The sequence below is a fragment of the Flavobacterium araucananum genome, from assembly GCF_002222055.1.
Lineage (GTDB): Bacteria > Bacteroidota > Bacteroidia > Flavobacteriales > Flavobacteriaceae > Flavobacterium > Flavobacterium araucananum.
Genome location: NZ_MUGS01000009.1, coordinates 25116 through 49749, shown reverse-complemented (window position 1 = coordinate 49749; position 24634 = coordinate 25116). Strand labels below are relative to the sequence as shown.

Genomic DNA, 24634 nt, shown 5'->3' with positions numbered 1-24634 from the left:
AAAAAAGTAGTGCCTTATTATGCTAAAGCAATTTTTAAATTTAAAATTATCCCAAAAATTATCTCCTCAGCAAATTCAGCTGATGAAGTTAATTCAATTGCCTACGCAAGCTTTTGAGCAACGTTTATTAGAAGAAATGAACGAAAATCCGGCTCTTGAAGCTGGAAAAGAAGAGGAATACGAAGCAGATGAATTTGCTAATGAAGAGTACGACGATTATGATGATGCCGAAGGTGACCGAATCGAAGCAGACGACATTAATATCGACGAATACTTAAGCGACGACGATACTCCGGATTATAAAACTCAGGTGAATAACTACAGTGAAGACGAGGAAAGAGAAACCCCTTTTGCTTCGCCAATAAGTTTTCATCAGGATTTAATCAATCAGCTCAATACTTTCATTTTGAATGATGAAGAGCGCGAAATCGCGGAATTTCTTGTTGGAAGCATTGATGATATGGGATACATTCGCAGGAGTGTTCCGGATATTGTAGATGATATGGCTTTTACTCAGGGTATTTATACTGATGATAAAATGGTCGAAAAAATGCTTCAGGTCATTCATGAACTTGAACCTTCGGGCGTTGGGGCGCGTGATTTGCAGGAGTGTTTATTGTTGCAGCTAAAACATAAAACACCAACAGAATATGTTGATTTAGCAATTGACATTATCGAAAATCAGTTTGATGCTTTTACCAAAAAACATTACGACAAACTGCTTCAAAAATATGGTGTTTCGAACGAGCAGCTTAAAAAAGCGATTCACGAAATCGAAAGATTAAACCCAAAACCGGGTGGCTCTTTTACCGGAAATAATAAAGTAACGGAGAATGTGGTTCCTGATTTCGCAATCAGAATTGTCGATGGCGAACTAGAACTGACCTTAAACGGCAGAAATGCTCCATCGTTGCACGTTTCTAAAGATTATCAGGAAATGATGCAAACGTACAAAGATTCACGTGACAAATCATCGGCTCAAAAAGATGCCGTTCAGTTTATTAAACAAAAACTGGATTCGGCCAAATGGTTCATAGACGCGATCAGACAACGTCAGGAAACACTTTTTGTAACCATGAATGCTATTATGCATTATCAGGAAGAATTCTTTTTAGACGGCGACGAAACCAAACTAAAACCAATGATCCTAAAAGACATTGCAGATATGGTTGGTTTAGACATTTCGACGATTTCGCGTGTAGCCAACAGCAAATATGTTGAAACGCCATACGGAACAAAATTGATCAAAGAATTTTTCTCTGAAGCCATGAAAAACGATCAGGGCGAAGATGTTTCGACGCTAGAGATCAAAAAGATCCTTAAAAATACAATTGAGGAAGAAGATAAAAAGAAACCTTTGCCAGACGATCAATTAGCCGATATTCTAAAAGAAAAAGGATACCCGATCGCTCGCAGAACCATTGCAAAATACCGAGAACAACTTGATATTCCGGTAGCGAGAATGAGGAAGAAAATTTAGATTTTACTACTATAAAATAACAAAACCTAACATATTTAAAAACCTGTTAGGTTTTGCTATATAGAAGCTAAAAACTCTGAAGGTGTCAGAACCGGAATTTCAGAATTTTTAAAATCTTTCTTATTCCGGGTTATAATAAATTCGCATTTGTGGTGCAACGCGCTAAAATACTGCACTGCATCTTCGAAATCGTCAAATTTTGAAATCAAGCTTTTATCGATAACAATTTCATCAATAGTAGAAACATCACATATAATTCGAAGCTTTTTTAAAGCCTCTAATACCGTCTTTTCTTCAACACTTTTGGAAACAACATAAACAATATTTACAAAAGACAGGGATGAAGCCGCTAATTTCAGCTCTTTGTTTTCTGCCATTGTTGCAATTACTGCGATATCATTAAAAAAAGGTTCTCTTTTATCAATCAGGTCTATCAATACATTTGTATCCAAAAATAAATTCATATCTATTTATGTTTTTCGGATAAATATTCTTGTCGGGCTTTTTTATAATCAAAATCTTCCGACATCTCTCCTTTTCCTACGGCAAGACTTTTTACAAACGAACTAATTTCGACGTTGTTTTCTGCCTTATCGTTTTCTGTAATGGCTTTCAAATAATTTTCCACCAAAAGAGATAAGCTATGTTGATGCTCTGCAGCATAAATCTTAGCTTTTTCAATCACACTCTTATCCAATTTCAATGTTAATTTTGCATCCATAACCGTTACATTTTAATACGTACAAATATAATAATTTCATCCGTGCAAATAACAAAACCCGACAAATTCAAAATCTGTCGGGTTTTATTTTCTAAAATAAGATCTACTTATTGATACTGCTCCGGAGTGATTGTAATCTCGAACAAATACTCTTCATTTTTATCGTCATAATTATAAATCAGAGTAAAATTATGATCCCGAAATGCTTTAAGTCCTGAATTTGCTTTAACAGTACTGAGCAGGCTTTCTTCGATATTTTGTTTTATGGTCTTAATTTCTGCCTTTTGTTTTTCGACATTGAGCAAAGTCAGGTTATACTGAACCACTTTATCTTTAGGCAAAGTAACATTATCCAAGCGAATTCCTTCCTGAATTGTTAGCGGACAATTGTCATTGTATTTCGCTACCAACCCGACCATTTCCTTATCTGCAACAGGTTCTTTAAAAGAGTAATATAGAATTAAAGCCAACGATAATGCTACAACTGCACTTATTACTAAAACAGTTAAATTCTTTTTCTTTATTGGTTCCTGCATTTTATAGTTTGTTTTTTTGTGAAGTAAAAAAATAGAACGTCTATTTATCCTGAATCTTTTTCATTGCATTATAATAAGCTGCACGGCTTAATGGCTCATATTCTTCGGTTTCGCCAAGCATGACTAATTTATCATTATCTGTTTTACGGAAACTGTAATTGGCAAGATTTCCTGTTCTGGTGCAAACAGCATGAACCTTGGTAACATATTCTGCGGTTGCCATAAGTGCGGGCATGGGTCCAAAAGGATTTCCTTTAAAATCCATATCTAATCCTGCAACTATCACTCGAATTCCCTGATTGGCAAGATCATTACAAACTGTAACAATTTCATCATCAAAAAACTGTGCTTCGTCTATCCCGATAACATCACAACCTTGTGCCAGAATAGCAATATTTGCGGCAGCGGGAACCGGAGTTGATCGAATTTCGTTGGCATCATGCGATACTACCATTTCGTCATGATAGCGGGTATCAATAGCGGGTTTAAAAATTTCGACTTTTTGTTTGGCAAATTGGGCGCGTTTTAATCTACGGATTAACTCCTCGGTTTTACCCGAAAACATTGATCCACAAATAACTTCAATCCAACCAAATTGTTCTTTGTGATTTACTGTATTTTCGAGAAACATTTTGTATTTTTCTACCTTTAAAAATGAATAGTTTTTATTACTTTGTACTGGTAATAAATCGTCGTGAAAAATTGCTGTTTTACACTTTTTCAAAAGTAGAAAATTTTTATCAAATCGAAGATTCGCGAGCGCTTATTAACAGAAATAAATGAATATCTTTTAGATTTCTACCGGGAATAACGACATTCAAATACAAAATATACTAAAATACCCTATTCACTATAATTTCAACAGTTATGAAAAAAAAATTGGAAGCCGATTTAATCAGCATTGCACATCGAATTTTAAAGCTTAAAAATAAATCCGATATCAATCAATTGTATCTTGAAACGCAGAAATTATATGAAAAATTAGCCATTTTAAAATTTGTAGAGGAAAATTTCGACACGTTGAAACCAACAATTGGTCAAAGCGAGATTCATACTGAAATTGAATCTATTTTTGATAAAGAAGAGGAAACTCCGGAAGAAATTAAAATCGAAGAGCCTGCAACAATTGAAGAAACTCCTGTTGAAACAATAGCTGAACCTGAAATTATTGAAGAAATAAAAGCCGAAGAAGTTCCTGAAGAAATCGTTGCCAAAGTTCCTGAAGAAATAATTCCGGAACCTGTTGTAGAAACTATTCCGGAGCCTGTTGCCGAAATTATCGAAGAACCTGTTATCGAAAAAGTAGAGGAGCCGATAGTCGAGACTAAAAAAGAAATAGAAACTGTCGAGGAAAATTCTTTTAGAACTTTTAGCGATTCAAAACCAATTCCGGATTTTAAACCTGCTTTTGAATTGGAAAAATTTGAAGAAAAAGAACCTGAAGCAGAAGAGCCAAAAGTAGAAACCTCATCAAAACAAAGTCCTGTTACGATCTCGTTTGAAGATTTTGGAATTAATTATGCCGATGCCCAATTTGTAAAAGTAGACAGTTTCGAAAACGTTACTCCTACTCCTGCTGCTCCATCAATAACCGAATTTAAAGAAAAGGAGACACCTGTTGAAACGGCTGTTTTAGAAACACGGACAGAACCAAAAACAGTTACTCTAAACGAAAAACTGGCAAAAGGTTTTCATGTCGATCTTAATGACCGAATTGCTTTTACCAAAAATCTTTTTGGAAACAGCTCTGAAGATTACAGCCGCGTTTTAAACCAACTATTGACTTTTGACACCTATAGCGAAGCTCAGGATTTTATAGAAAATATGGTAAAACCGGATTACAATAATTGGGAAGGAAAAGATGATTACGCAGAACGTTTCTTAGGAATTGTAGAGAAAAAATTCTCCTAAAAAGTAAAACACGAATTTCACAGATTTACACTAATTCATTTTCGTGAAATTTTAAGCACTTTAATCATTCGTGTTAATTCGTGCAATCTGTGTTTAAATATTTAAAATTAATTATGTCTAAATTATATATCGTTCCCACGCCAATTGGCAATCTTGAAGACATGACTTTTCGTGCCATCAGGATCTTGAAAGAAGTCGATTTGATCTTGGCCGAAGACACCAGAACGAGTGGTAAATTGTTGAAGCATTTTGAAATTGGCACGCACATGCACAGCCATCACATGCACAACGAACATAAAACAACCGAGAATTTGATTGCACGTTTGAAAGCCGGCGAAACTATTGCCTTAATCTCAGATGCAGGAACTCCGGCGATTTCTGATCCCGGTTTTTTATTAACGCGTGCTTGTGTCGAAAATAAAATCGAGGTTGAATGTTTGCCTGGCGCAACAGCTTTTGTTCCCGCTTTGGTAAACAGCGGATTACCAAATGATAAGTTTGTTTTTGAAGGTTTCCTGCCTGATAAAAAAGGACGTCAGACTCGATTTTTGGCTTTAGCCGAAGAAACCCGAACCATGATTTTATACGTTTCGCCACATAAACTCGTTAAGACTTTGGCGGAGTTTATTACTTATTTTGGCGAAGACAGACAAGTTTGTGTTTCTCGCGAATTATCAAAACTTCACGAAGAAAACGTACGCGGAACTGCTAGAGAAGTATTGACACATTTTGAAAAAACAGCACCACGCGGCGAAATTGTCGTAGTCGTTGCCGGAAAAACAATAATAAAAGAACCTAAGAAAAGTAAGTTTTCGAAGGATGAAGAAACAGAAGAAGAATAATTTTCGCCACGAATTTCACGAATTAGAACGAATTTTTTAAGTGAATTCAAATTGTAATTCGAGAAATTAGTGGAATTCGTGGCAAAAAAAACTAATACACAATATCATGAGCATTCAAGCCTTTTTAGAAAAAGTAAAACAAACTCCAACTCAAATAACATTCCCGGAAACTATTGCAGTAATCGAAGAAAATTACAACTTCACGCCAACCACTTTCCAGAACGGAACACAACACAATGCAGCCGGAGAAAATTCCGGTTCTTGCAAATTATTTTCTTTCGCAAAATTGCAAAATTTAAGCAAAGAGGAAACATTAGCTTGTTTTGGAGCTTTTTATTTTGAAGAAGTACTGGGAGACCCAAACGGAACAAACCACCAAAACATTAGAAACTTCATCAACTTAGGTTGGGACGGAGTTAGGTTCGAAGGAAATGCTTTAGAGGCAAAATAATTTTAGATTTTAGATTTCTTAAAGCCTGCCTTATTCTAAAATCCGAGCTCTAAAACCGAATATTTTTGCCACAGATTAAAAAGATTAACACAGATTAAAAATCTTTTAAAATCATTTAATCTGTGGCAATAAAAAAAATTACCTGTCTGATTAAACGATTTTGGATTTTGACAATCTAAAATCAACACTCTAAAATCTAAAATCAACCATGCGTTGGACCTTAAAAACAAGACCTTCTGAAGATAAAATCAAACATTTGGCACAAGCCCTGAATGTAGAAGATTTTGTAGCAACACTTTTGATTCAGCGTGGCATTGAAACTTTTGAAGATGCCAAAAATTTCTTTCGCCCTTCATTAGAACATCTTCATGATCCGTTCTTGATGAAAGACATGGACAAAGCAGTTTCCCGAATAGAATTAGCTATCGAAAATCAGGAAAATATCTTGGTTTTTGGCGATTATGATGTCGACGGGACAACTGCGGTTTCATTGGTTTCGGCGTATTTAAAATCTCATTATCCTAATATTGCCACTTATATTCCGGATCGTTATCTGGAAGGTTACGGAATTTCTTTTAAAGGAATTGACTTTGCTGATGATAACGGTTTCTCGTTAATCATTGCGCTGGATTGCGGAATTAAATCTATTGATCATATTGCTTATGCAAAAGAAAGAAACATTGATTTTATTATTTGCGATCACCACAGGCCCGGAGAATTTCTTCCGGATGCTGTTGCAATCTTAGATCCAAAAAGAGAAGATTGCTCCTATCCTTATGATGAATTGTGCGGTTGTGGTGTAGGTTTTAAACTGATTCAGGCTTTAGGAACAAACAGAAATGAGACGATCGAAGATTTAGTTCCGTACCTGGATTTAGTTGCAACAGCAATTGCTGCCGACATTGTACCTATTACAGGCGAAAACAGGGTTCTGGCTTATTTTGGACTACAGGTAATTAACTCTGATCCCAGACCTGGAATTAAAGCATTGGTACATCAGGTAAAAAAGAAAACACTGGACATTACTGATGTTGTTTTTATTATTTCGCCCCGTATAAATGCAGCAGGAAGGATCAAACACGGTAATCATGCTGTCGAATTATTGACGGAATTTAACTTTGAGCAAGCGCAACAATTTGCATCCGAGATAGAACAATACAACTCTGACCGAAAAGATCTGGACAAACAAATTACCAAAGAAGCTTTTCAGCAAATCCTGACCAACAACGAACAAGATCGATTCTCTACCGTTGTTTTTCAGGAAGACTGGCACAAAGGTGTTATTGGTATTGTCGCCTCAAGATTGATTGAAACGTATTACCGTCCAACATTGGTTTTTACTAAAAGTGGGGATAAATATGCGGCTTCTGCCAGATCTGTAAAAGGGTTTGACGTTTACAATGCGCTTGATGCCTGCTCTCAACATTTGGAACAATTTGGAGGACACATGTATGCGGCAGGAATGACTTTGAAAGCCGAAAACTATACCACTTTTAAAGAAGCTTTTGAAAAACAGGTCGAAGATACTATCCTTCCTGAAATGCGAACACCGGAAATAGAAGTCGATGCCGAAATAGACTTCGCCGATATTACCCCTAAACTTGTCCGGATCCTAAAACAATTTGAGCCTTACGGACCTCTAAACATGACACCTGTTTTTATGACAAAAGAGGTAAAAGATACCGGGTATGCTAAAACTTTGGGCGCAGACGACGAACATTTGAGACTTTTTGTAAAACAAAGTAACTCAGGCGGAATTGCTGCTATAGGTTTTGGTCTTGGAAAAAAAATGGACATCGTAAAAAATAAAAATCCTTTTCAGTTAGCCTATTCGCTTTCTGAAAACGAATGGAACGGAACTGTTTCTACTCAACTTATGCTAAAAGACATTAGAACTAATGAAAACTAAAACAAACAAACAAGATCCTTATCAGGCATTACGTTACAGAGAATTTAATGTATTTCTAATATTGCGTTTCGCCATGGTTTTTGCCTGGGCTATGCAGTTTATCGTGATAGAATGGGAAGTTTATAGTTTAACCAAAAACCCACTTTCGTTAGGAATTATTGGTTTAATGGAAGTTATTCCCGCCGTTGGTATGGCTTTATTTGCCGGACATATTGTGGACCAAAAGGAGAAAAAAGGGCTATTGGTAAAATGTATTCTGGGCTTTTCTGTAATTAGTTTTGGTCTGTTTTTAGTGACCTGGCCAAAAGTGGTTGGCGATTTATCTCCAACTGTTATTTTATATTCAATTTATACTTTAGTTTTTTTAGGCGGATTAGTCAGAGCTTTTCTTGGGCCTACTATCTTCTCTCTTCTATCGTTGATTATTCCTAAAAAAGCATATCCAAATGCAGCTACCTGGAGCAGTTCGGTTTGGCAAATCGGAGCCGTTATGGGTCCGGCGCTGGCTGGATTCTCCATTAACTGGATTGGCGTTCACTGGTCAATGTGCCTGGTTTTTGGGTTCTCAATTCTTTCTTTAATTGCTTTATCACAAATCAGTAAAAAACCAATCACAAATCCAAAGATTGGAGAATCAATAAAAGACAGTCTTACCGAAGGTTTAACTTTCGTATTTAGAAACCAAATTGTTTTAGGCGCTTTATCGCTTGACATGATTGCAGTGCTTTTTGGAGGGGCTGTAGCATTATTGCCTGTTTTTGCTCAGGATATTTTAAAAGTTGGCGCAGAAGGTTTTGGTATATTAAGAGCTGCTCCTGCAGTAGGAGCTTTTATTACGATGCTCGTTTCTGCTTATGTACCTTTGTATAAAAATGCAGGAAAGAAACTTTTAGTTGCCATATTTGTTTTCGGGTTATCGATCATTTTATTTGGTCTTTCTACGTCATTCTGGCTTTCTGTTTTCGCTTTATTTTTGAGCGGACTTGCTGACGGAATTTCGGTTGTAATTCGTCAAACGATTTTACAGCTTAAAACGCCCGATCATATGCGCGGAAGAGTTGGTGCTGTAAATTCGATTTTTGTTGGCTCTTCTAATGAATTAGGTGCTTTTGAAAGTGGTGCAACAGCAAAATTAATGGGAACTGTAACATCTGTTGTTTTTGGAGGAAGTATTACACTTTTGACTGTTATCGTAACGGCATTAAAATCGCCAACGTTTAGAAAGTTAGATCTTAATAAAGACATGGAAGATCATCAAAATATGGAATAACATTTTTTCTAATCCTATAAGTGATATCAGCACATTTAATCTGAATTCAGAATACTAAAATAAACTTATATCACTTATAGGGTGAATAATTTTTTCTAAATTTTATGATTTTTTATTTAGAATTAATATAAATAGTATTTATATTTGTTGGGATAAAAAGGATATAAAATGAGAGAAATTGAACAGTTATACCACAACAACTTCGGGATTGCTTTTTACTGGAAAAAAGAAAATGAAACTCTTACAGACAAAGTACAATTGGTTTTTAAGGAAACCGGATTTTATTTTACAGTTCAGGAACTGAATCATTTTTGTGATTTAATCGAAGACAGCATGATCGAAAATGCTTGTTGTGAAGCTTGCGAATTAAAAAACTCTTGTCATAAATTTTTACTTAAAACCCCTTGTGCTGCCATAGATTTAGCGGTTTCAGTAAAAGAATTAAAATCGATTAAAGATTTAGTCGAAGGCTCTTTATTTAGAATTGAGCTTGACGAATATGTTTACGGAGTTGGCTTAAACTAAGAAACATTCTAAATATTTTAACAACATCTTTTCATTATTGAAATATATTTTGATTTTCTTCAAAAAAAAGTATATTTACAATAATGAAAAAAGCACCTATTCTATTTCCCCTTCTTGCCTTACTTATTTTTTTTGCAAGCTGCAAGAATGAATCTGACAACTACATTGATCCACGCGGAACCAATTATGCCGGTTCTGAAAGTTGCATTCAATGTCATCAGGCACAATACGAAACGGCTTTTCATAGCTCTCATTTCAAAGCTTCTGCTCCCGCTACCAAAGAAAACATCTTAGGTCAGTTTACAAATGGTCAGAAAACTTTTGTTTACGACGCAGCTACCAAACTCGTTATGGAAGAGCGTAACGATAGTCTTTATCAGGTGCTTTATAAAAACGGAAAAGAAGTTGAAGCGCATCCGTTTGAGGTACTTTTTGGAACAAAGCATGCTCAGACAAGTGCTTTCTGGAAAAGCCATTATACTTACGAATTACCGCTGTCCTACTATAAATCTTTGAACAATTGGGCAACAAGCCCCGGATATTCAGCAACAGTTCCTAATTTTGAACGAAAAATAGATAAAGAATGTTACGGTTGCCACAGTTCTAATATCGCCAGCAGATATGTCACGACAAGTTCAGACAGCATTAATTTTATGACCCAGGATGTGGAGGACTTTATGAATCCGAAAACTTTAATTTACGGAATCGATTGTGAACGTTGCCACGGACCAGCCAAACAGCATGTTCAAAAACATTTGAAATTTCCGGATTTAAAGATTGCACAAAACATAACTTCGTTCAAAAATCTCAACCGTCAACAAAAACTGGATGCCTGCGCCTTATGTCACTCCGGAAATGACAAACAAAAATTAAAATCACGCTTTGAATACAGACCGGGAGATAATTTATTAAATTATTTTAGAGGAGTTCCGGGATCTAATGACAGCATTCATTATGATGTACACGGAAATCAGTTTGGGTTACTCGCTCAAAGCAAATGTTTTAAAAAGAGCGAAACCATGGATTGTATGACCTGTCATAATCCGCATGCAAATGCTTCTCAAAATCTTGCCGGTTATTCTAAAATTTGTATGAGTTGCCATCAGGGAATTCAGCATAATGCAACTACCTTAAAAACAATGTCAGGAAGTTTACTTGCCAATAATTGTGTAGGATGCCACATGCCCAAGAAAATGTCGGATGCCATTAAATTTCAAGCTTCAAACAACAAAAAAATGTCGAATTACATTCTGAGAACGCACAAAATTGGAATCTATACAGACAATAAAAAGTAATTATTGTTCGAATTTTTTAAGCTCAAAAGTTTCTCCATCAAAAACGCCATAGGTAAAATAACCAATCCAGTCCCCCAGATTTACATAATTGGCCTCTTCTCCAACCGGAATAATCATTGGCAGATGGCGATGACCAAAAACAAAGTAATTATAATGTTTGGTCTCGAGTTTGCGTTTGGCGTACAAAACGAGCCATTCGTTTTCCTCTCCCAGAAACTTTACATCTTCATCGCCTGAGATTAATTTGTTTTTGACTGATAAATATTGTGCCAGACTTACCCCAACATCTGGATGCAACCAACGAAAAAGCCATTTAGAAAACGGATTCGTGAATACCTTTTTCATTCGTTTATAACCTTTATCTCCGGGACCTTTTCCGTCGCCGTGACCAATCAGGAAAGTTTTTCCGTGGAAGGTAAATGCTGCATTATCATGATAAACCGGAATATTCAATTCGGTTTGAAAGTAATCGTTCATCCATAAATCATGATTCCCGACGAAAAAATAAATCGGAATTCCGCTATCCCTAATTTCAGCCAGTTTGCCTAAAACACGCACAAAACCCTTTGGAACAACTGTTTTATATTCGAACCAAAAATCGAATAAATCACCCAATAAAAAAATAGCTTCTGCATCTTGTTTTACAACATCTAACCACGCTACAAATTTTTGCTCACGCGGCAAACTCAACTCAGCAGTTGGAGCGCCAAAATGTTGATCTGAAGCGAAATATACTTTTTTCATTCGATTATTAGATTGTTAGACTTCTTAGATTGATAGACTTTTGTCTTATTGTGATTTGGAGCGATCCCGAAATTTTGGAAGAAGAATTGGAATTTGGAATTTAATTCTAGATATTATCAGATGCATACCATTCTGCAAACGAAGATTCGGTTTCCTGAAGTTTAAGCGAAAAAAGAGCAATTTCTTTAGGCAAACGTGCAATAATTCTTTCAGCAAAATCAACTACCATATTTTCGCTTGTTGGCTGATAATCTACTAAAATCACATGATGCCCGCGATTTTTTAATTCATTTGCCAGTTCAACATGTGGCGTAGTTTCGTTAAAAACCGTTGCATGATCAAACTGATCGACGATTTCTTCTTTTACAATTTTCTTCAGATCCGAAAAATCAATTACCATTCCAAATTTCACATTCGATCGATCCGTGATAGGCGAACCAATAACCGTTACCGATAATTTATAACTGTGCCCGTGAACGTTTTTGCATTTTCCGTCGTAACCGTACAAAGCATGTCCGGTTTCGAAACTAAATTGTTTTGTAATTCTGATATTACTCATCGATTTGAATTTTAGGTTGCAAATTTACAAATTAATAACCGTTTTCATCTCTTTTTTTAGCCCTGTTATACATCCAATATGCAATTACAAGCAAAACCACGAAAGGAAGAAACGAACCAATCACTACTCCAATCTGATAACCAGCATCAGGGGCTGTTTTAATTTTCTCTGCAACATCGACTTTCTGAAGTAATGAAATGATATACATGTTCTTATAGATTATGATTTAACAATATAGATTATGTCTTTTTTGCCACAGATTAAAAGATTAAAAAAAAATTAAATCTTGAACTTTGTCAAAGTTTAAAACTTTGACAAAGTTATCGTCACGAAAACTGTGACTGTGACTGTAAACTGAGACTGAAAACTTTACTTCTTAAACTGTGTCAGAGCATTTCTCGAAAAATCTGATAAAACCAATTTTCCTGTAATTGCGGCACGCTCAACCAGCAAGGATTCCCAATGTTCTGTTCCTTCCCAAATAATTTTCTTCATTTCTAATAAAGCTTCAGGATTGTATGAACTTAACTTTTGAGTAAAACCGGCAACAGCATCATCAAGTTTATCTGCTTGATGAATTTCCGAGAACAGTTTGTTTTCTAAAGCCCATTCTGCCGATTTCCATTCGTGTGCTGCCAAAGTCATTTCGGTCATTGCAGCCTTTCCTATTTTACGGGAAACAGCCGGCTCAATCACAAACGGACCAATACCAATGGCTAGTTCAGACAATTTTACTGCACTCTCAGGTGTTGCCAGCACATAATCGCAAGCTGATATAATACCAACTCCTCCGCCAACAGCTTTTCCCTGAACACGTCCAATAATAAGTTGAGAACAATTGCGCATCGCGTTTAACAAATGAGCAAAACCGGAGAAAAATTCAGTTCCCTGTATTTCATTTTCTACCTGCAAGAGTTCATCAAACGAAGCACCGGAACAAAAAGCCTTTGTCCCTTGGCTTTGTAAAACAATAACAGAAACTTTTGTATTGGTGCTTAACAAATTAATTTCTGCAGTAAGACGATCTAACAACTGACGCGGAAAAGAATTACTCGCAGGATGACCAAATTGCACTGTGGCAACGGTTTTATTAAAAGTGGTTTGCAAAGAACCACTTTGAATTTCTACACTCATAAAAAATATATTTGATCGTAAAGTTACGATTTTGACAACTATTTTCGATCGATGGCATTTGAAATTTGTTTTTTGAAAAATAATTGTCTTTATTTGCTATCGCTTTGGGGGATTAGCTCATTTGGCTAGAGTACTTGCCTGGCAGGCAAGGGGTGACCGGTTCGAATCCGGTATTCTCCACAAAAAACCGTATTACTTAATTGTAATACGGTTTTTTATTTGAAAACAGATAAATCTTTTAACGCTCACTGGCGTTATCCTCAAAATCCGGTTCGTCTTGATCCGGTTTTTAATGTTGTCGAATAAAAAGATTAATCTTACAAATTAACATATATTAAAGAGGCATGAATAATCTATTTTCCTACATTTGGTCTAATTAATTCTTAATTAAGACAAAATGAAAAAGTTGATTCTATTAGTAAGTTTAATAATAATGGTAGCATGTTCGTCGACTGATGGCAATGATTCCGGAAAAAATAGCGTAACAGATAATTATTTCAATCCTCCAACATGGATTCAGGGAACCTGGAAAGAGGATACCACCGGAGCGATATTAATCTTTACTACAAATGATATAAAATATAGTTTTAATAACAATACAACTTCATTTTCCAGAGAAATAACAAAGTTTTCATACGATTATCCACAGCAAATATCTTCTACTTCAAATTTATATATTGTAGATTTTACACAAGGTTTAAAAGGTACATTAGTTCGATTTAATTTTGTAAACGAATCCGGAACCAAAATCAAATCACAAGGATATTTAGCAGGAAACTATACCAAACAATAACGGGGATTTGCAATCCGTGCCCACAAAAAGCCTTCTGCCCTTACAGGGCTTAAACAACAATCGATATTCAATTTTAGTGCTTCGCACTATGTATTGCCAAAGCTCTTTCAGAGCAATTGGTTTTGGATAATTATGATTTGTACATGCATGATCAAATCAGGTTTATATGCTCAACTTTTGCAACTTTAATACAACTATTATAATTGTATGAAAAATTGTATTTTTACTTACTCTAAAACCATACAAAATGGTATCATACAGGGACGATCTTGTTTTTTACCAAAAACTATTTTGTAAAAGAATTTTAAATACCTTTGAATTATGAGCACAGCAGAAAAACCAAAACATATTGGCAGAAATATCAGCCGAATTAGAGAGCTTAAAGGTATAAAGCAAGAAGCACTTGCCTTTGCAATTGGCGTAAGCCAACAATCAGTTTCGAATATTGAGGCAAGCGAGAACGTCGACGATGAAAAACTTATAGAAATTGCAAAAGCTCTTGATGTAACAGTAGAGGCTTTAAAGAATTTTTCTGAAGAAAACATGATAACGTATTTCAACACTTTCAACGATAGCCAAGGAAACTTTGGAGATGGTTATAATGGCAATAATTGTAGTTTTAATCCACTCGATAAATTGATTGAAGCATTTGATGAAAACAAAAAACTTTACGAACGTTTGGTTCTGGCTGAAAAAGAGAAAGTGGAGTATTTAGAAAAAATATTGAAAGAAAAATAGTTCACACATTAATATTTGAGATCAAACAGGCCGTCTTATAGATTGGCTTTTTGTTTTATAATGATGAATTACTTTGCAGGTTTTACCAGCCAATTTTATCTCCGGTATGCTGGGTTTGGGAGGTCTTATTATTTGGGTTGGCTGGATAAGTATTGAAGCCTTTATCTTTTTTACACAACAAAAATCAAAGTTAGCGACAATAAATATTATTAGATGGTATTGCCTAAGCTCTTTCAGAGCAACTAAAAAAACTAATTCAACAAATACCCAAATCGGATACTTCCATAAAAATAGCCTGTGTTGGTGTTGGTATGAGGATCGTTTAGCTCTCTGCCGCGATAGATAAAAGAATACGACATATTAAAGTTGTTGTGTCTGTATTTTAAGCCAAACTCTGCATTAAATCGAAGTGGTTCGAGATCGAAAGTTACGGGACTTGTATTGCTAAACATGCTTCCCTGTATAGTAGCGTCATAAAATTGGTAATTGACACTTGGCATTGCATAAAAATAAAATTCTCTGATATTGTATTGCGGCTGGAAACTTACCGAAGCATCATGCAGGTTAGAATCGTAAATTGGGAGTAGTTTCCTGAAACCAATTCTGGTTAGAAATCCTGTAGAGATACCGTCGAAAATTGTTCCCAGATTGGCTTCTGACTGAAAATGAAGGTCTATAAAATCATTGTGTTTTGATGCAAACATTTTCTTGGAATACATAACATGTGCCTGAACAGCAAATGCATTATGCAACTGATTCTCCCAACCAAAAACCTCTTTATACCCAATAAGATGATGAAAACTTTCCTGTGTTTCTCTCCCTAAAGCATTTGGCCCCATAAAACCTAACTGAAAATTGGTCTTTAGAACTGATTCGCTTTTATAAAAAAAACTTCTCCCTGCCTGGGCAAAAAGATATCCTGTAAAGGGACGATCATTTATAGTAACCGCTGCTTTGTTAATAAACCTTGGATTATAAATATATTGACCAATACGGAATTCGGTAATTTTCTTGTTGATTTTTTCGTTGTTATTTTTCGATAAAAAACGATAAAAAAGCTCTAAACCATTGGTATAATACATGTCATTTTTAGACGATGTATACAAATCGTTATCGGTTATAAAACCTGTTTCTGTGGTTTTAGCCTGTCCAAAACTCAATGCTGATAGCAGAAAAGAGAGCGCAACAAAGAATTTTTTATTTCGCATTATAATTTATTTTTCCAACAGAGCGCATTTCACGAACAATTCTTTCTTTTCTTCTATTAATATAACTTGAAGATCCTGTTGCCTTAAATTTTCTTGGGTTTGGTAATATCGCTGCAATTCCGGCTGCCTGCATTGGTGTTAAGCTCGAAGCATCACGACGGTACCAATGTTCTGTTGCTGCATAAGCCCCATAAACGCCATCGCCCATTTCGATACTGTTCAGGTATACTTCCATGATGCGCTCCTTGCCCCAGATTACTTCGATCAAAACGGTAAAATAAGCTTCTAATCCTTTACGGAAATAACTTTTGCCTTGCCATAAAAACACGTTTTTTGCAGTTTGTTGCGAGATCGTACTTCCACCACGAATCCTGCGTCCGCGTTCGTTGCTTTTATACGCTTTTTGAAGTGCTTTGAAATCAAAACCATTGTGTTTTAAAAAAGATCCGTCTTCGCTGGCGATCACCGCTTTTTGCAAATTCATCGAAATCTTTTCTATGGGTTCCCAATCGTGATCAAAATAAACTTCTTTGCCACCAAATTTATTTTCGATAGCACGAATCACCATTAGTGGTGTAAAAGGTACTGGTACATATTTAAAAAATACAACCGATGCGATCGAGACTCCAAAAAACCAAAGACATAATTTTATAAAAAACCATTTTACTTTATCCCCAAAAGAGCGTTTGCTTTTTTTGGGTGCTGGTTTTGGTTTGGGTTTCGGTTTGTTTGCGGTTGGTTTTGGTGCCGGTTTTTTGGTTACTGCCATTATATTAAATCTGCTAATTCTGTTCCTATTAAACTCCCAATTGCTACACCCATTCCGCCTAAACGCACTCCACAAAACACGTTTTCAGACAATTGCGTAACAACAGGATTTTTACTATTTCCTACTCCCATGATTCCACTCCATCGTTGTGCAATCTGGAAATCCTGATTTGGTAAAATTACATTTTTAAGTAAATCTTCCAATTTATTTTGTACAATTTTCGTTTGACCAAATTCTGTGGTATTTTCTGTCTCAAAATCTAAATTTCGTCCACCGCCAAGCAAAATTCTGTCATCAATATTTCTAAAATAATAATACCCGCGATCTAAATGAAACGTGCCTTTAATATCTAAATTAGGTATAGGCTCCGTAATTAGAACCTGTGCTCTTGCAGGTTGTACTGCTCCTTTTGTTATTGTATTGGCAAAACCATTTGTGGCAAAAAGTATTTTTTTTGATTTATAACTAAAATCGTTTAATACCACCTCGACCTGATTTCCCAGATCAGCATAAGAAGTTACCGTTTGCTGGTTTAATATCAATATATTTTGAGAAACTGCTTGTCGCAACAATTCCTGCATCATATTTCCGGTGTCAATCTGAGCCTCAAACGGATTAAAAATCAAATATTCCTGAATATCGCCAAACCCAAAACGATCTGTTTCTTTATTAAAAACAGCTGCTTTGAATAATGGTTTCAAAATTTCGTTGACAAAAGGCAACCTCGCCATGCATTCATTAAATCCGCCTTCGTCTTCTTTCAAAAACAATTCATAACCGCCATGAGGTTTAAAATCAAGTGTAGCATCTCCCAGTTTTTTGCGGAGCAACTGCAATCCTTTCCAACGTTTTTCGATCAGATTAATTACCTCTTCTTCTGTATGTGTTTTTAAATCTTCCATAATTTCAGAAAGACTTCCAAAGCAGGCAAAGCCCGCATTCTTGGTACTCGCGCCTTGCGGCAGCATTCCTTTTTCTAACACCAGAATTTTTGCTGTCGGAAATCTTTCGCGTAAGCGCAATGCAGCATGCAAGCCTACAATGCCACTGCCCACAATAGTATAATCAACATTTGTAAACCAATTTTTAAGTTCCCAATAGCTTAATTCCATGTGTCAATTTTTTATAAAAATACTGATTTTTTTGAACCCTGTAAGTAATGTAAGTTCTTTAAAGTATTTATTTTTTAGCGACAGATTAAAAATGTTTTTTTTAATCATTCTAATTTTTAATATACTTAAAAGATAAGTATCAAATGTTTATTATTAGACATCTTACTTTATAAACGATCAATTAATTACTGCTTCATTTTTCTTAATCTCTTGTTGGTAAAAAGAAAACTTTTAAATGAACTTAGAACACTTATATGGTTTAAACAGTTTAATACTTTTTAACATTTACTTGCTAAATTATATTCGTATTTTTAGCTCCACGAAAATTAGAATTTTATTATGAAAAAAGTATTATTTACAACCTTAATAATGATGAGTTTAAACGCTATCGGACAAAATGTTATGTCGCCAGAGTTGTTATGGAAATTAGGAAGAGTGAGTGCACTTGGACTTTCAAAAGATGAGAAGAATGTTGTTTTTAAGGTTTCGACTCCTTCTATCGAAGAGAACAAATCATCTTCTAAGTTTTACATTATACCGGTAAACGGTGGAAATGCAACTGAAATTAAAGACACCAAAGAAGTTTTGGCGGACAAAAATGTATCGCCTGACGGAAAATTTTTAGTGTACAATGAAGAGGTAAAAATTGACAAAGTTTTAGGAAAAGATTTTTATCCGAAGCTTGACAAATCTGATGCTCAAATTTATGATGGTTTAGATTATCGCCATTGGGATACCTGGAATGAAGGCAAATTTAACCATGTTTTTTATAAAGAAAACAAAGAAGGCGCAACCGGAATTGACATCCTGAAAGGGGAGAATTTCGATTCTCCGCAAAAACCTTTTGGTGGCGACGAAGATTATATCTGGTCTCCTGACGGAAAAAGTATTGTATATGTAAGCAAGAAAAAAGCCGGAACACAGTATGCCACTTCTACAAATACGGATCTTTATGAGTACAATTTAGAAACTCAAAAAACAACAAACAGAACCGATGGAAACTTAGGTTATGATACGGCTCCACAGTTTTCTCCAACAGGAAACCTGACCTGGCTGCAAATGAAACGTGACGGTTATGAGTCTGATAAAAATGACATTATTGTTGATTTTAAAGGAATCAAAACCAACTTAACGGCAAATTGGGACGGAACAGTAGATAATTTTATCTGGAGTAAAGATGGCAAAAATGTATTTTTTGTTGCTCCGGTTGATGGTACAAAACAAATTTTTACGGTAAACTTTCCGGGATTAACAAGGATTGCAATCACAGTTCGTCAGTTAACAAATGGAGATTTTGATGTAAATGATTTAGTTGGTTTTGCCGGTGATGATATCATCGTAACCAGAAACGATATGAATCATGCTCCGGAAATTTATTCTTTTAACTTAAAGAAAAATAGCTGGAAACAATTATCAAATGTAAATACAGAAACATACAAAACGTTGGCAATTAGCAAGACTGAGAAACGTTATGTAACAACAACTGATGGCAAAAAAATGTTGGTTTGGGTAATTTTACCTCCAAATTTTGATGCTACAAAAAAATATCCAACTTTATTGTTTTGTCAGGGAGGACCGCAAAGTCCGTTGACACAATCGTATTCTTTCCGTTGGAATTTTCAATTAATGGCTGCCAAAGGTTATGTAGTTGTGGCTCCAAACCGTCGCGGAATGCCGGGACATGGTGTTGAATGGAATGAAAAAATCAGTAAAGACTGGGGCGGACAGGTGATGGACGATTATCTATCTGCAATTGATGATGTGTCTAAGGAAAACTATGTAGACAAATCACGTTTGGGTTGTGTAGGTGCAAGCTACGGAGGATATTCTGTGTTTTATCTAGCCGGAATTCATAAAAACCGATTTAAAACATTTATCGCTCACGATGGTGTTTTTAATACCGTAAGTATGTTAGGAACTACAGAGGAGGTTTTCTTTAACAACTGGGATTTTGGTGGTGCTTATTGGGAAAAAGATAATGCTGTAGCTCAAAAAGCATACACTACTTTTAATCCTGCAACACTGGTTCAGAACTGGAACAGACCAATCTTGATTTTTCAGGGAGGAAAAGATTTCCGTGTACCAATCGGGCAAGGACAAGAAGCTTTTCAGGCAGCACAGTTAAGAGGGATCAAAAGTAGATTTGTTTATTTTCCGGATGAAAATCACTGGGTTTTACATCCTCAAAACGCTCAGGTTTGGCAAGGTGAATTTTTTAAATGGTTAGACGAAACACTTTAATCTAATCGATACAGATAAAAATAGCCGTAGATTTTATATAATCTACGGCTATTTTGTTTCTAAAACCTTTTAATTATGTAAATATTTGATTTGTATTTACTTTTTTGAGATCAAATTTTTAAATAAATTGCAGGGAATTCCAACCTAAAAAAACTTCGTCAACCCCAGATAATATTATGGAGAGCAAAAAAAGTTATACCGCACTCAAAGTTTTATTCAGTTATGTTGCATTACTGGCTTTGGTTGTTACGGTTGGTTGGTTTTTATATGCAGAAAATGTAGTCTATAATAAGCTTGAAAATAAAATTGCTTTCGAAAAAACTAAAATCCTTAAGGTTAGTAAATTGTTTTCGAACGTATACAAGACCGAAAGTTTAGCCAGAAAAACAATTCAAAACAATTCTGAGCAGGATTTTAAAAGTTATATTATCGAAACCGATTCCCTAAAATCAAGAATCGACACGCTCAAGCAAATTGTTACAACACAATATCAAAAAACTTTACTGGATAGTGTTACGTATTTACTGTCTGAAAAAACAAAGAACATCCGACAATTAAAAACGATAAAAAACAAAGCCGAAGACGAAGTTTCGGTAAACACCGCTATTGACGAAATTACTAAAATGGAGTTCAAACTCCGAAAATTAGAACTTCAGGATTTCAACAAAAACCCAAATCAACTGGGGAGTTACCAGCGCAATGTACTTCAAAAATATGTTGATTATCTCAATCAGAATATTCCGGATGACAGCACCAATACGTTAAGCAAACAGGCTTCGGATTCAATTTTGGCGAATTCAAAGAAACTATTAAGTAATGTAAAACTGAAGGCGGAAAAGAAAAAAGAATCGCTGAATTTTGAGGAGAATAAATTGCTAAAAAATGAAATAGCCATTTCTGACCAACTCCGAAAAGTGCTTCGAATTATCGAAAGAGAAATCATTATCAATTCGATAAAAAACAATTCACTAAAAGAAAAATCACTTAAAAAAGTCAACGAAATTGTTACAGCATCAGCTATTATTGGTTTGGTGTTAACCTTGTTTTTCTCGATCTTGATTGTTAGCGATTATTCTAAATCGCAAGTGTATAAAAAGCAGTTAGAAATTGCCAATTTCAAAACGAAGAATTTATTAAAGAGCCGCGAACAATTAATTTCGACGGTAAGCCACGATTTAAAAACACCTTTGAGTACTATTGTGGGCTATTCTGAGCTTTTGGGTAATTCTGATGTAAATACAAAACAGTCGTATTTTATTAAAAACATTAAAAATTCATCAGAATATATTACGCAATTGGTGCAGGATTTACTGGATTTTTCTAAAATTGAAGCGGGAAAAATCACGATCGAAAAAGTTCCGTTTTTACTCCCTGAAATTATCGATGAAGTTGCCAGAAGCATTCAGACGGTTTACAAACAAAAAGACATTGACCTTATTATCAATATAGACGAAAAACTAAATACAAGAATCGTTGGTGATCCGTTTCGTCTCAAACAAATTTTGAGTAATATAATTGGAAATGCTTATAAATTTACCGAAGGGGGTTTTATCAAAATCAGCGCTTATACAACTGATAATAGCGAGAGGTTTATTATTACGATTCAGGATTCTGGTATTGGGATCGAAAAAGAAAACCTGAAATTAGTTTTTGAGGAATTTGCGCAGGCGAATGAAAATATTGAAAAAAAATATGGCGGAACGGGCTTGGGCTTGTCTATTTGCCAAAAAATAATCTCGATTTTGGGTGGCGATTTAAAACTGGAAAGCACTTTTGGAAAAGGAAGTACTTTCGAAATTCAACTTCCGCTACAGTTTGATACGAGTCAAAACTTAATTCCTGAAGTAAAAAAACCTGTAATTCGCAATACCAGAAAACAAACTTTTATTGTTCTGGATGACGATATCAATCTTCTTAATTTGACCAGCGGGGTTTTAAGACAGGAAAAGCATCAGGTATTATCTTTTAGCAGCGCCACAAAAGCATTAGAGGCCATTAAGAACACCAATTTTGATTTTGTTATTACAGATATTCAAATGCCGGAAATGGATGGTTTTATGTTTCTGAAAAAATTAAAAAACTCAGGATACAAAACCTATAAAAACCAACCTGTAATTGCCCTGACCGGAAGAACTGACCTTGACTTTTCTGTCTATAGCGAAGCCGGATTTACCACAGTGATCCAAAAACCATATTCGCCTAAAATATTGCTTGAAACGATTCAGCTAATTTTAGAAAATGATACGTTGCCAACTGTTGCTATTCATGATGAAGAAGAAAAAACAACATCAAAATTGTATTCTCTTGAAACCCTGAAAGAATTTCTGGGCAATGATAGTGAAGCTTTAAATGAGGTATTGAAATCTTTTATAGAAAGTAGCAGAGAAAACCTGACCTTGTTAGAAAATGCTATAACCGAAAAAAACACAACCGAAATCAATTCTATTGCACATCGTATTGCGCCAATGTTCAAACAAATTCAGGCGCGTGAAATTGGTGAGCTTTTGAAAGTATTAGAAAACAAGGATCTTGAGATTGCGGACTTAAAGGATAATTTTAAGGTTTTACGATCAAAGACAGATTTACTTTTTACCGTTTTAAAACAAGAAATAGCTTAATCTATATTGTAATGTTTTAATTTATTGTAAAGTGTTTTTCTGGTGATTTTAAGCAATTTGGCTGCTTCAGATTTATTATTCTGCGCTTTTGATAAGGCATGAATAATAGTTTCTTTTTCATTTTCGGACAAAGAAAAATTACCATCAGCCGTATTTTGTTGCTTCTGAATCTGAAAAAATTCGGCTGGCAAAACATCACTTTTAATATATTCTCCCTGCGTTAAAAGCGTGGCACGTTTAACACAGTTTTGCAGTTCGCGCAGGTTTCCCGGCCAATTGTAATTTTGAAAAATTGTAACGACTTCCGGCGAAAATCCTATGATGTCTTTATTCAATTGCTGGTTGGCTTTCTCGAGAAAATAATCAGCAAAAACCATTAAATCTTCGTCCCTGTCTTTTAAAGAAGGTGATTCGATCGAAAATTCGTTGATTCTATGGTATAAGTCTTCTCTAAAATCACCGTTTTTAACGGCTTCACGCAAATCTTCGTTTGTAGCTGTAATGATCCTAATATCGACGTTTATTTCTTTATTGCTCCCAACAGGTTTGATTTTACGTTCCTGAAGTGCTCTTAATAGCTGTATTTGATTTTCGTATGAAAGATTCCCTATTTCATCTAAAAAAAGAGTTCCACCGTTAGCAGCTTCAAAATAACCCATTTTGTCGCTGATAGCTCCTGTAAAAGATCCTTTTAAGTGCCCGAAGAATTCACTTGCCGCCAATTCTTTAGGAATAGCTCCACAATCGACTGCAATAAAATTATTATTTTTTCTCAGACTTTGCTGATGGATGCTTTTGGCAATAATTTCTTTTCCGGTCCCGCTTTCTCCAATAATTAAAACCGACATATCTGTCGGGCTTACCAAATGAATGTGGTCTAATAACTTTTTTGAAGCTACTGAAATTCCTTTTACAAATTCATTTTCAGTACTTGCAACTTGTTTTTTTACGGCTTTCTTTTCCTTTACCGGAACTTCTTCTGTTGTGGCACTATTAAGAGCATTTGTAATTACGAGTAAAACCTCATCAGGATTAAAGGGTTTTGAAATATAATCTGCAGCTCCATTTTTTATTGCTTTTACAGCCGTATTTACATCAGAATAACCTGTCATAAGTATCACAGGGATTTCAGGATAAGCGGCTTTAAATTCAGACATTAAACCAATACCATCAGAATCAGGCAAACGAAGGTCTGTCAAAATCAAATCAAACGATTCTTTTTTGATTGCTAATCTGGCTTCGGCAGCAGAAAAAGCAATAGTTACCTCATATCCGTTTTTTATTAGAAATTTCTCTAATAATTTGCAAAACGAAATATCATCCTCTATCAGTAATATCTTTGGCATTTGTTTTTAGGGTCTTTTTTGCTAAAATAATACTAATAAAATTGTCTTTTCATAAAATTATGCAAAAAAAAAGAGATTGCATATCGCAATCTCTTTTTTACCAAAAACATAAATCTAAATTCACCTAATTTATATCTTCAACCAGTTACCATTGACATCTGAAAAAACAGTAGCCTTCTGGTCTCCAACTGATATTTCGAGTTTATACTCTTTCTTTTCGTTTACAAACGCTTTATTCAGTTTTGCACCTGGATAAGCAGTTTGCAGTGCAGTTTTTACCGCAGCAGGAACAGCATCTGCGCTAACCTCTGTATATTCGGCCTGAACATACGAAGCAATTTTAGTTTGCTCCTGAGTTGTAGCTGTATTTGCATGAATGGAGAAACTTCCTAAAACAATCGCTACTGATAAGATTAACTTTTTCATATTCTT

The 24634-nt window shown here is 35.2% G+C and carries 25 protein-coding genes and 1 tRNA gene; 13 read left to right on the top strand and 13 right to left on the bottom strand.

The features are described 5' to 3' along the window. Window positions 1–19: 19 nt before the first annotated feature. A complete protein-coding gene (gene rpoN / locus B0A64_RS07930; RefSeq protein ID WP_089478982.1) occupies window positions 20–1480 on the top strand; it encodes an RNA polymerase factor sigma-54 in 1461 nt (486 codons plus the stop codon). Between the two features lie 56 nt (window positions 1481–1536). Here the strand turns inward: rpoN and B0A64_RS07925 are convergent, their stop codons facing one another. The 4 genes from B0A64_RS07925 to B0A64_RS07910 form a co-directional block, all read right to left on the bottom strand. Beyond that, window positions 1537–1944 carry a type II toxin-antitoxin system VapC family toxin gene (locus B0A64_RS07925; RefSeq protein ID WP_089478981.1) on the bottom strand — a complete coding sequence of 136 codons (408 nt, stop codon included), beginning with the start codon at window positions 1942–1944 and terminating at the stop codon, window positions 1537–1539. Between the two features lie 2 nt (window positions 1945–1946). Next, on the bottom strand, window positions 1947–2201 hold the full coding sequence (locus B0A64_RS07920; protein ID WP_089478980.1) for a DUF6364 family protein: 255 nt from the start codon (window positions 2199–2201) through the stop codon (window positions 1947–1949). 107 nt (window positions 2202–2308) lie between these two features. Next, window positions 2309–2737: a hypothetical protein gene (locus tag B0A64_RS07915; protein ID WP_089478979.1), complete on the bottom strand. Its 429-nt coding sequence runs from the start codon at window positions 2735–2737 to the stop codon at window positions 2309–2311. A 40-nt stretch (window positions 2738–2777) separates the two neighbouring features. Beyond that, a complete protein-coding gene (locus tag B0A64_RS07910) occupies window positions 2778–3368 on the bottom strand; it encodes a thymidine kinase (RefSeq protein ID WP_089478978.1) in 591 nt (196 codons plus the stop codon). Between the two features lie 236 nt (window positions 3369–3604). On the opposite strand from B0A64_RS07910, the gene B0A64_RS07905 reads away from it, so the two are divergent. The 7 genes from B0A64_RS07905 (at window position 3605) to B0A64_RS07875 (ending at window position 10940) form a co-directional block, all read left to right on the top strand. Next, on the top strand, window positions 3605–4648 hold the full coding sequence (locus B0A64_RS07905) for a hypothetical protein (protein WP_089478977.1): 1044 nt from the start codon (window positions 3605–3607) through the stop codon (window positions 4646–4648). Window positions 4649–4761: 113 nt separating this feature from the next. Next, a complete protein-coding gene (gene rsmI, locus B0A64_RS07900; RefSeq protein ID WP_089478976.1) occupies window positions 4762–5490 on the top strand; it encodes a 16S rRNA (cytidine(1402)-2'-O)-methyltransferase in 729 nt (242 codons plus the stop codon). Between the two features lie 106 nt (window positions 5491–5596). Further along, window positions 5597–5941: a HopJ type III effector protein gene (locus B0A64_RS07895; protein ID WP_089478975.1), complete on the top strand. Its 345-nt coding sequence runs from the start codon at window positions 5597–5599 to the stop codon at window positions 5939–5941. Window positions 5942–6149: 208 nt separating this feature from the next. Then, entirely contained in the window at window positions 6150–7850 is a 1701-nt protein-coding gene (recJ, locus tag B0A64_RS07890) for a single-stranded-DNA-specific exonuclease RecJ (protein ID WP_089478974.1), read from the top strand. After that, window positions 7840–9120 (top strand): MFS transporter, encoded by a 1281-nt coding sequence (locus tag B0A64_RS07885; RefSeq protein WP_089478973.1) that lies wholly within the window; start codon window positions 7840–7842, stop codon window positions 9118–9120. The genes recJ and B0A64_RS07885 overlap by 11 nt, the downstream gene beginning before the upstream one ends. Before the next feature lie 168 nt (window positions 9121–9288). Next, window positions 9289–9645 carry a hypothetical protein gene (locus tag B0A64_RS07880; protein ID WP_089478972.1) on the top strand — a complete coding sequence of 119 codons (357 nt, stop codon included), beginning with the start codon at window positions 9289–9291 and terminating at the stop codon, window positions 9643–9645. An 83-nt stretch (window positions 9646–9728) separates the two neighbouring features. Next, complete coding sequence (locus tag B0A64_RS07875) at window positions 9729–10940, top strand: cytochrome c3 family protein (RefSeq protein WP_089478971.1); 1212 nt, start codon at window positions 9729–9731, stop codon at window positions 10938–10940. Here the strand turns inward: B0A64_RS07875 and B0A64_RS07870 are convergent, their stop codons facing one another. The 4 genes from B0A64_RS07870 to B0A64_RS07860 form a co-directional block, all read right to left on the bottom strand. Beyond that, window positions 10941–11684 carry a UDP-2,3-diacylglucosamine diphosphatase gene (locus tag B0A64_RS07870; RefSeq protein ID WP_089478970.1) on the bottom strand — a complete coding sequence of 248 codons (744 nt, stop codon included), beginning with the start codon at window positions 11682–11684 and terminating at the stop codon, window positions 10941–10943. Window positions 11685–11790: 106 nt separating this feature from the next. Continuing rightward, on the bottom strand, window positions 11791–12243 hold the full coding sequence (locus B0A64_RS07865; protein ID WP_089478969.1) for a 6-pyruvoyl trahydropterin synthase family protein: 453 nt from the start codon (window positions 12241–12243) through the stop codon (window positions 11791–11793). A gap of 31 nt (window positions 12244–12274) precedes the next feature. Continuing rightward, window positions 12275–12451: a hypothetical protein gene (locus B0A64_RS25115; RefSeq protein WP_165769780.1), complete on the bottom strand. Its 177-nt coding sequence runs from the start codon at window positions 12449–12451 to the stop codon at window positions 12275–12277. 161 nt (window positions 12452–12612) lie between these two features. After that, on the bottom strand, window positions 12613–13377 hold the full coding sequence (locus B0A64_RS07860; protein WP_089478968.1) for an enoyl-CoA hydratase/isomerase family protein: 765 nt from the start codon (window positions 13375–13377) through the stop codon (window positions 12613–12615). Between the two features lie 106 nt (window positions 13378–13483). Between B0A64_RS07860 and B0A64_RS07855 the strand changes: the two genes are divergently transcribed. The 3 genes from B0A64_RS07855 (at window position 13484) to B0A64_RS07845 (ending at window position 14908) form a co-directional block, all read left to right on the top strand. Next, a tRNA-Ala gene (locus tag B0A64_RS07855) sits at window positions 13484–13557 on the top strand. Between the two features lie 217 nt (window positions 13558–13774). Further along, window positions 13775–14170: a hypothetical protein gene (locus B0A64_RS07850; protein WP_123875890.1), complete on the top strand. Its 396-nt coding sequence runs from the start codon at window positions 13775–13777 to the stop codon at window positions 14168–14170. Window positions 14171–14491: 321 nt separating this feature from the next. Continuing rightward, complete coding sequence (locus B0A64_RS07845) at window positions 14492–14908, top strand: helix-turn-helix domain-containing protein (protein ID WP_089478966.1); 417 nt, start codon at window positions 14492–14494, stop codon at window positions 14906–14908. Window positions 14909–15159: 251 nt separating this feature from the next. Here the strand turns inward: B0A64_RS07845 and B0A64_RS07840 are convergent, their stop codons facing one another. From B0A64_RS07840 to B0A64_RS07830, 3 genes are read right to left on the bottom strand one after another with little or no spacing between them, the layout of a single operon-like run. Then, entirely contained in the window at window positions 15160–16116 is a 957-nt protein-coding gene (locus B0A64_RS07840) for a lipid A deacylase LpxR family protein (protein ID WP_089478965.1), read from the bottom strand. Beyond that, window positions 16106–16885, bottom strand: coding sequence for a monofunctional biosynthetic peptidoglycan transglycosylase (mtgA, locus tag B0A64_RS07835; RefSeq protein WP_089478964.1), 780 nt, complete (start codon window positions 16883–16885; stop codon window positions 16106–16108). The genes B0A64_RS07840 and mtgA overlap by 11 nt, the downstream gene beginning before the upstream one ends. Beyond that, the gene (locus B0A64_RS07830) at window positions 16885–17997 is read right to left on the bottom strand and encodes an NAD(P)/FAD-dependent oxidoreductase (RefSeq protein WP_089478963.1); all 1113 of its coding nucleotides are present in this window, start codon (window positions 17995–17997) and stop codon (window positions 16885–16887) included. Before B0A64_RS07830 ends, mtgA begins: the two co-directional genes overlap by 1 nt. 339 nt (window positions 17998–18336) lie before the next feature. Between B0A64_RS07830 and B0A64_RS07825 the strand changes: the two genes are divergently transcribed. Together B0A64_RS07825 and B0A64_RS07820 are read left to right on the top strand one after the other, a co-directional pair. After that, window positions 18337–20238: a S9 family peptidase gene (locus B0A64_RS07825; protein ID WP_089478962.1), complete on the top strand. Its 1902-nt coding sequence runs from the start codon at window positions 18337–18339 to the stop codon at window positions 20236–20238. A gap of 176 nt (window positions 20239–20414) precedes the next feature. Beyond that, entirely contained in the window at window positions 20415–22856 is a 2442-nt protein-coding gene (locus tag B0A64_RS07820; protein WP_089478961.1) for an ATP-binding protein, read from the top strand. Here B0A64_RS07820 and B0A64_RS07815 read toward each other — a convergent pair. After that, window positions 22853–24202, bottom strand: a complete 1350-nt coding sequence (locus tag B0A64_RS07815) for a sigma-54-dependent transcriptional regulator (protein ID WP_089478960.1) — start codon at window positions 24200–24202, stop codon at window positions 22853–22855. The genes B0A64_RS07820 and B0A64_RS07815 overlap by 4 nt on opposite strands. Window positions 24203–24331: 129 nt before the next feature. Continuing rightward, the gene (locus tag B0A64_RS07810; RefSeq protein ID WP_089478959.1) at window positions 24332–24628 is read right to left on the bottom strand and encodes a hypothetical protein; all 297 of its coding nucleotides are present in this window, start codon (window positions 24626–24628) and stop codon (window positions 24332–24334) included. Window positions 24629–24634 lie beyond the last annotated feature (6 nt).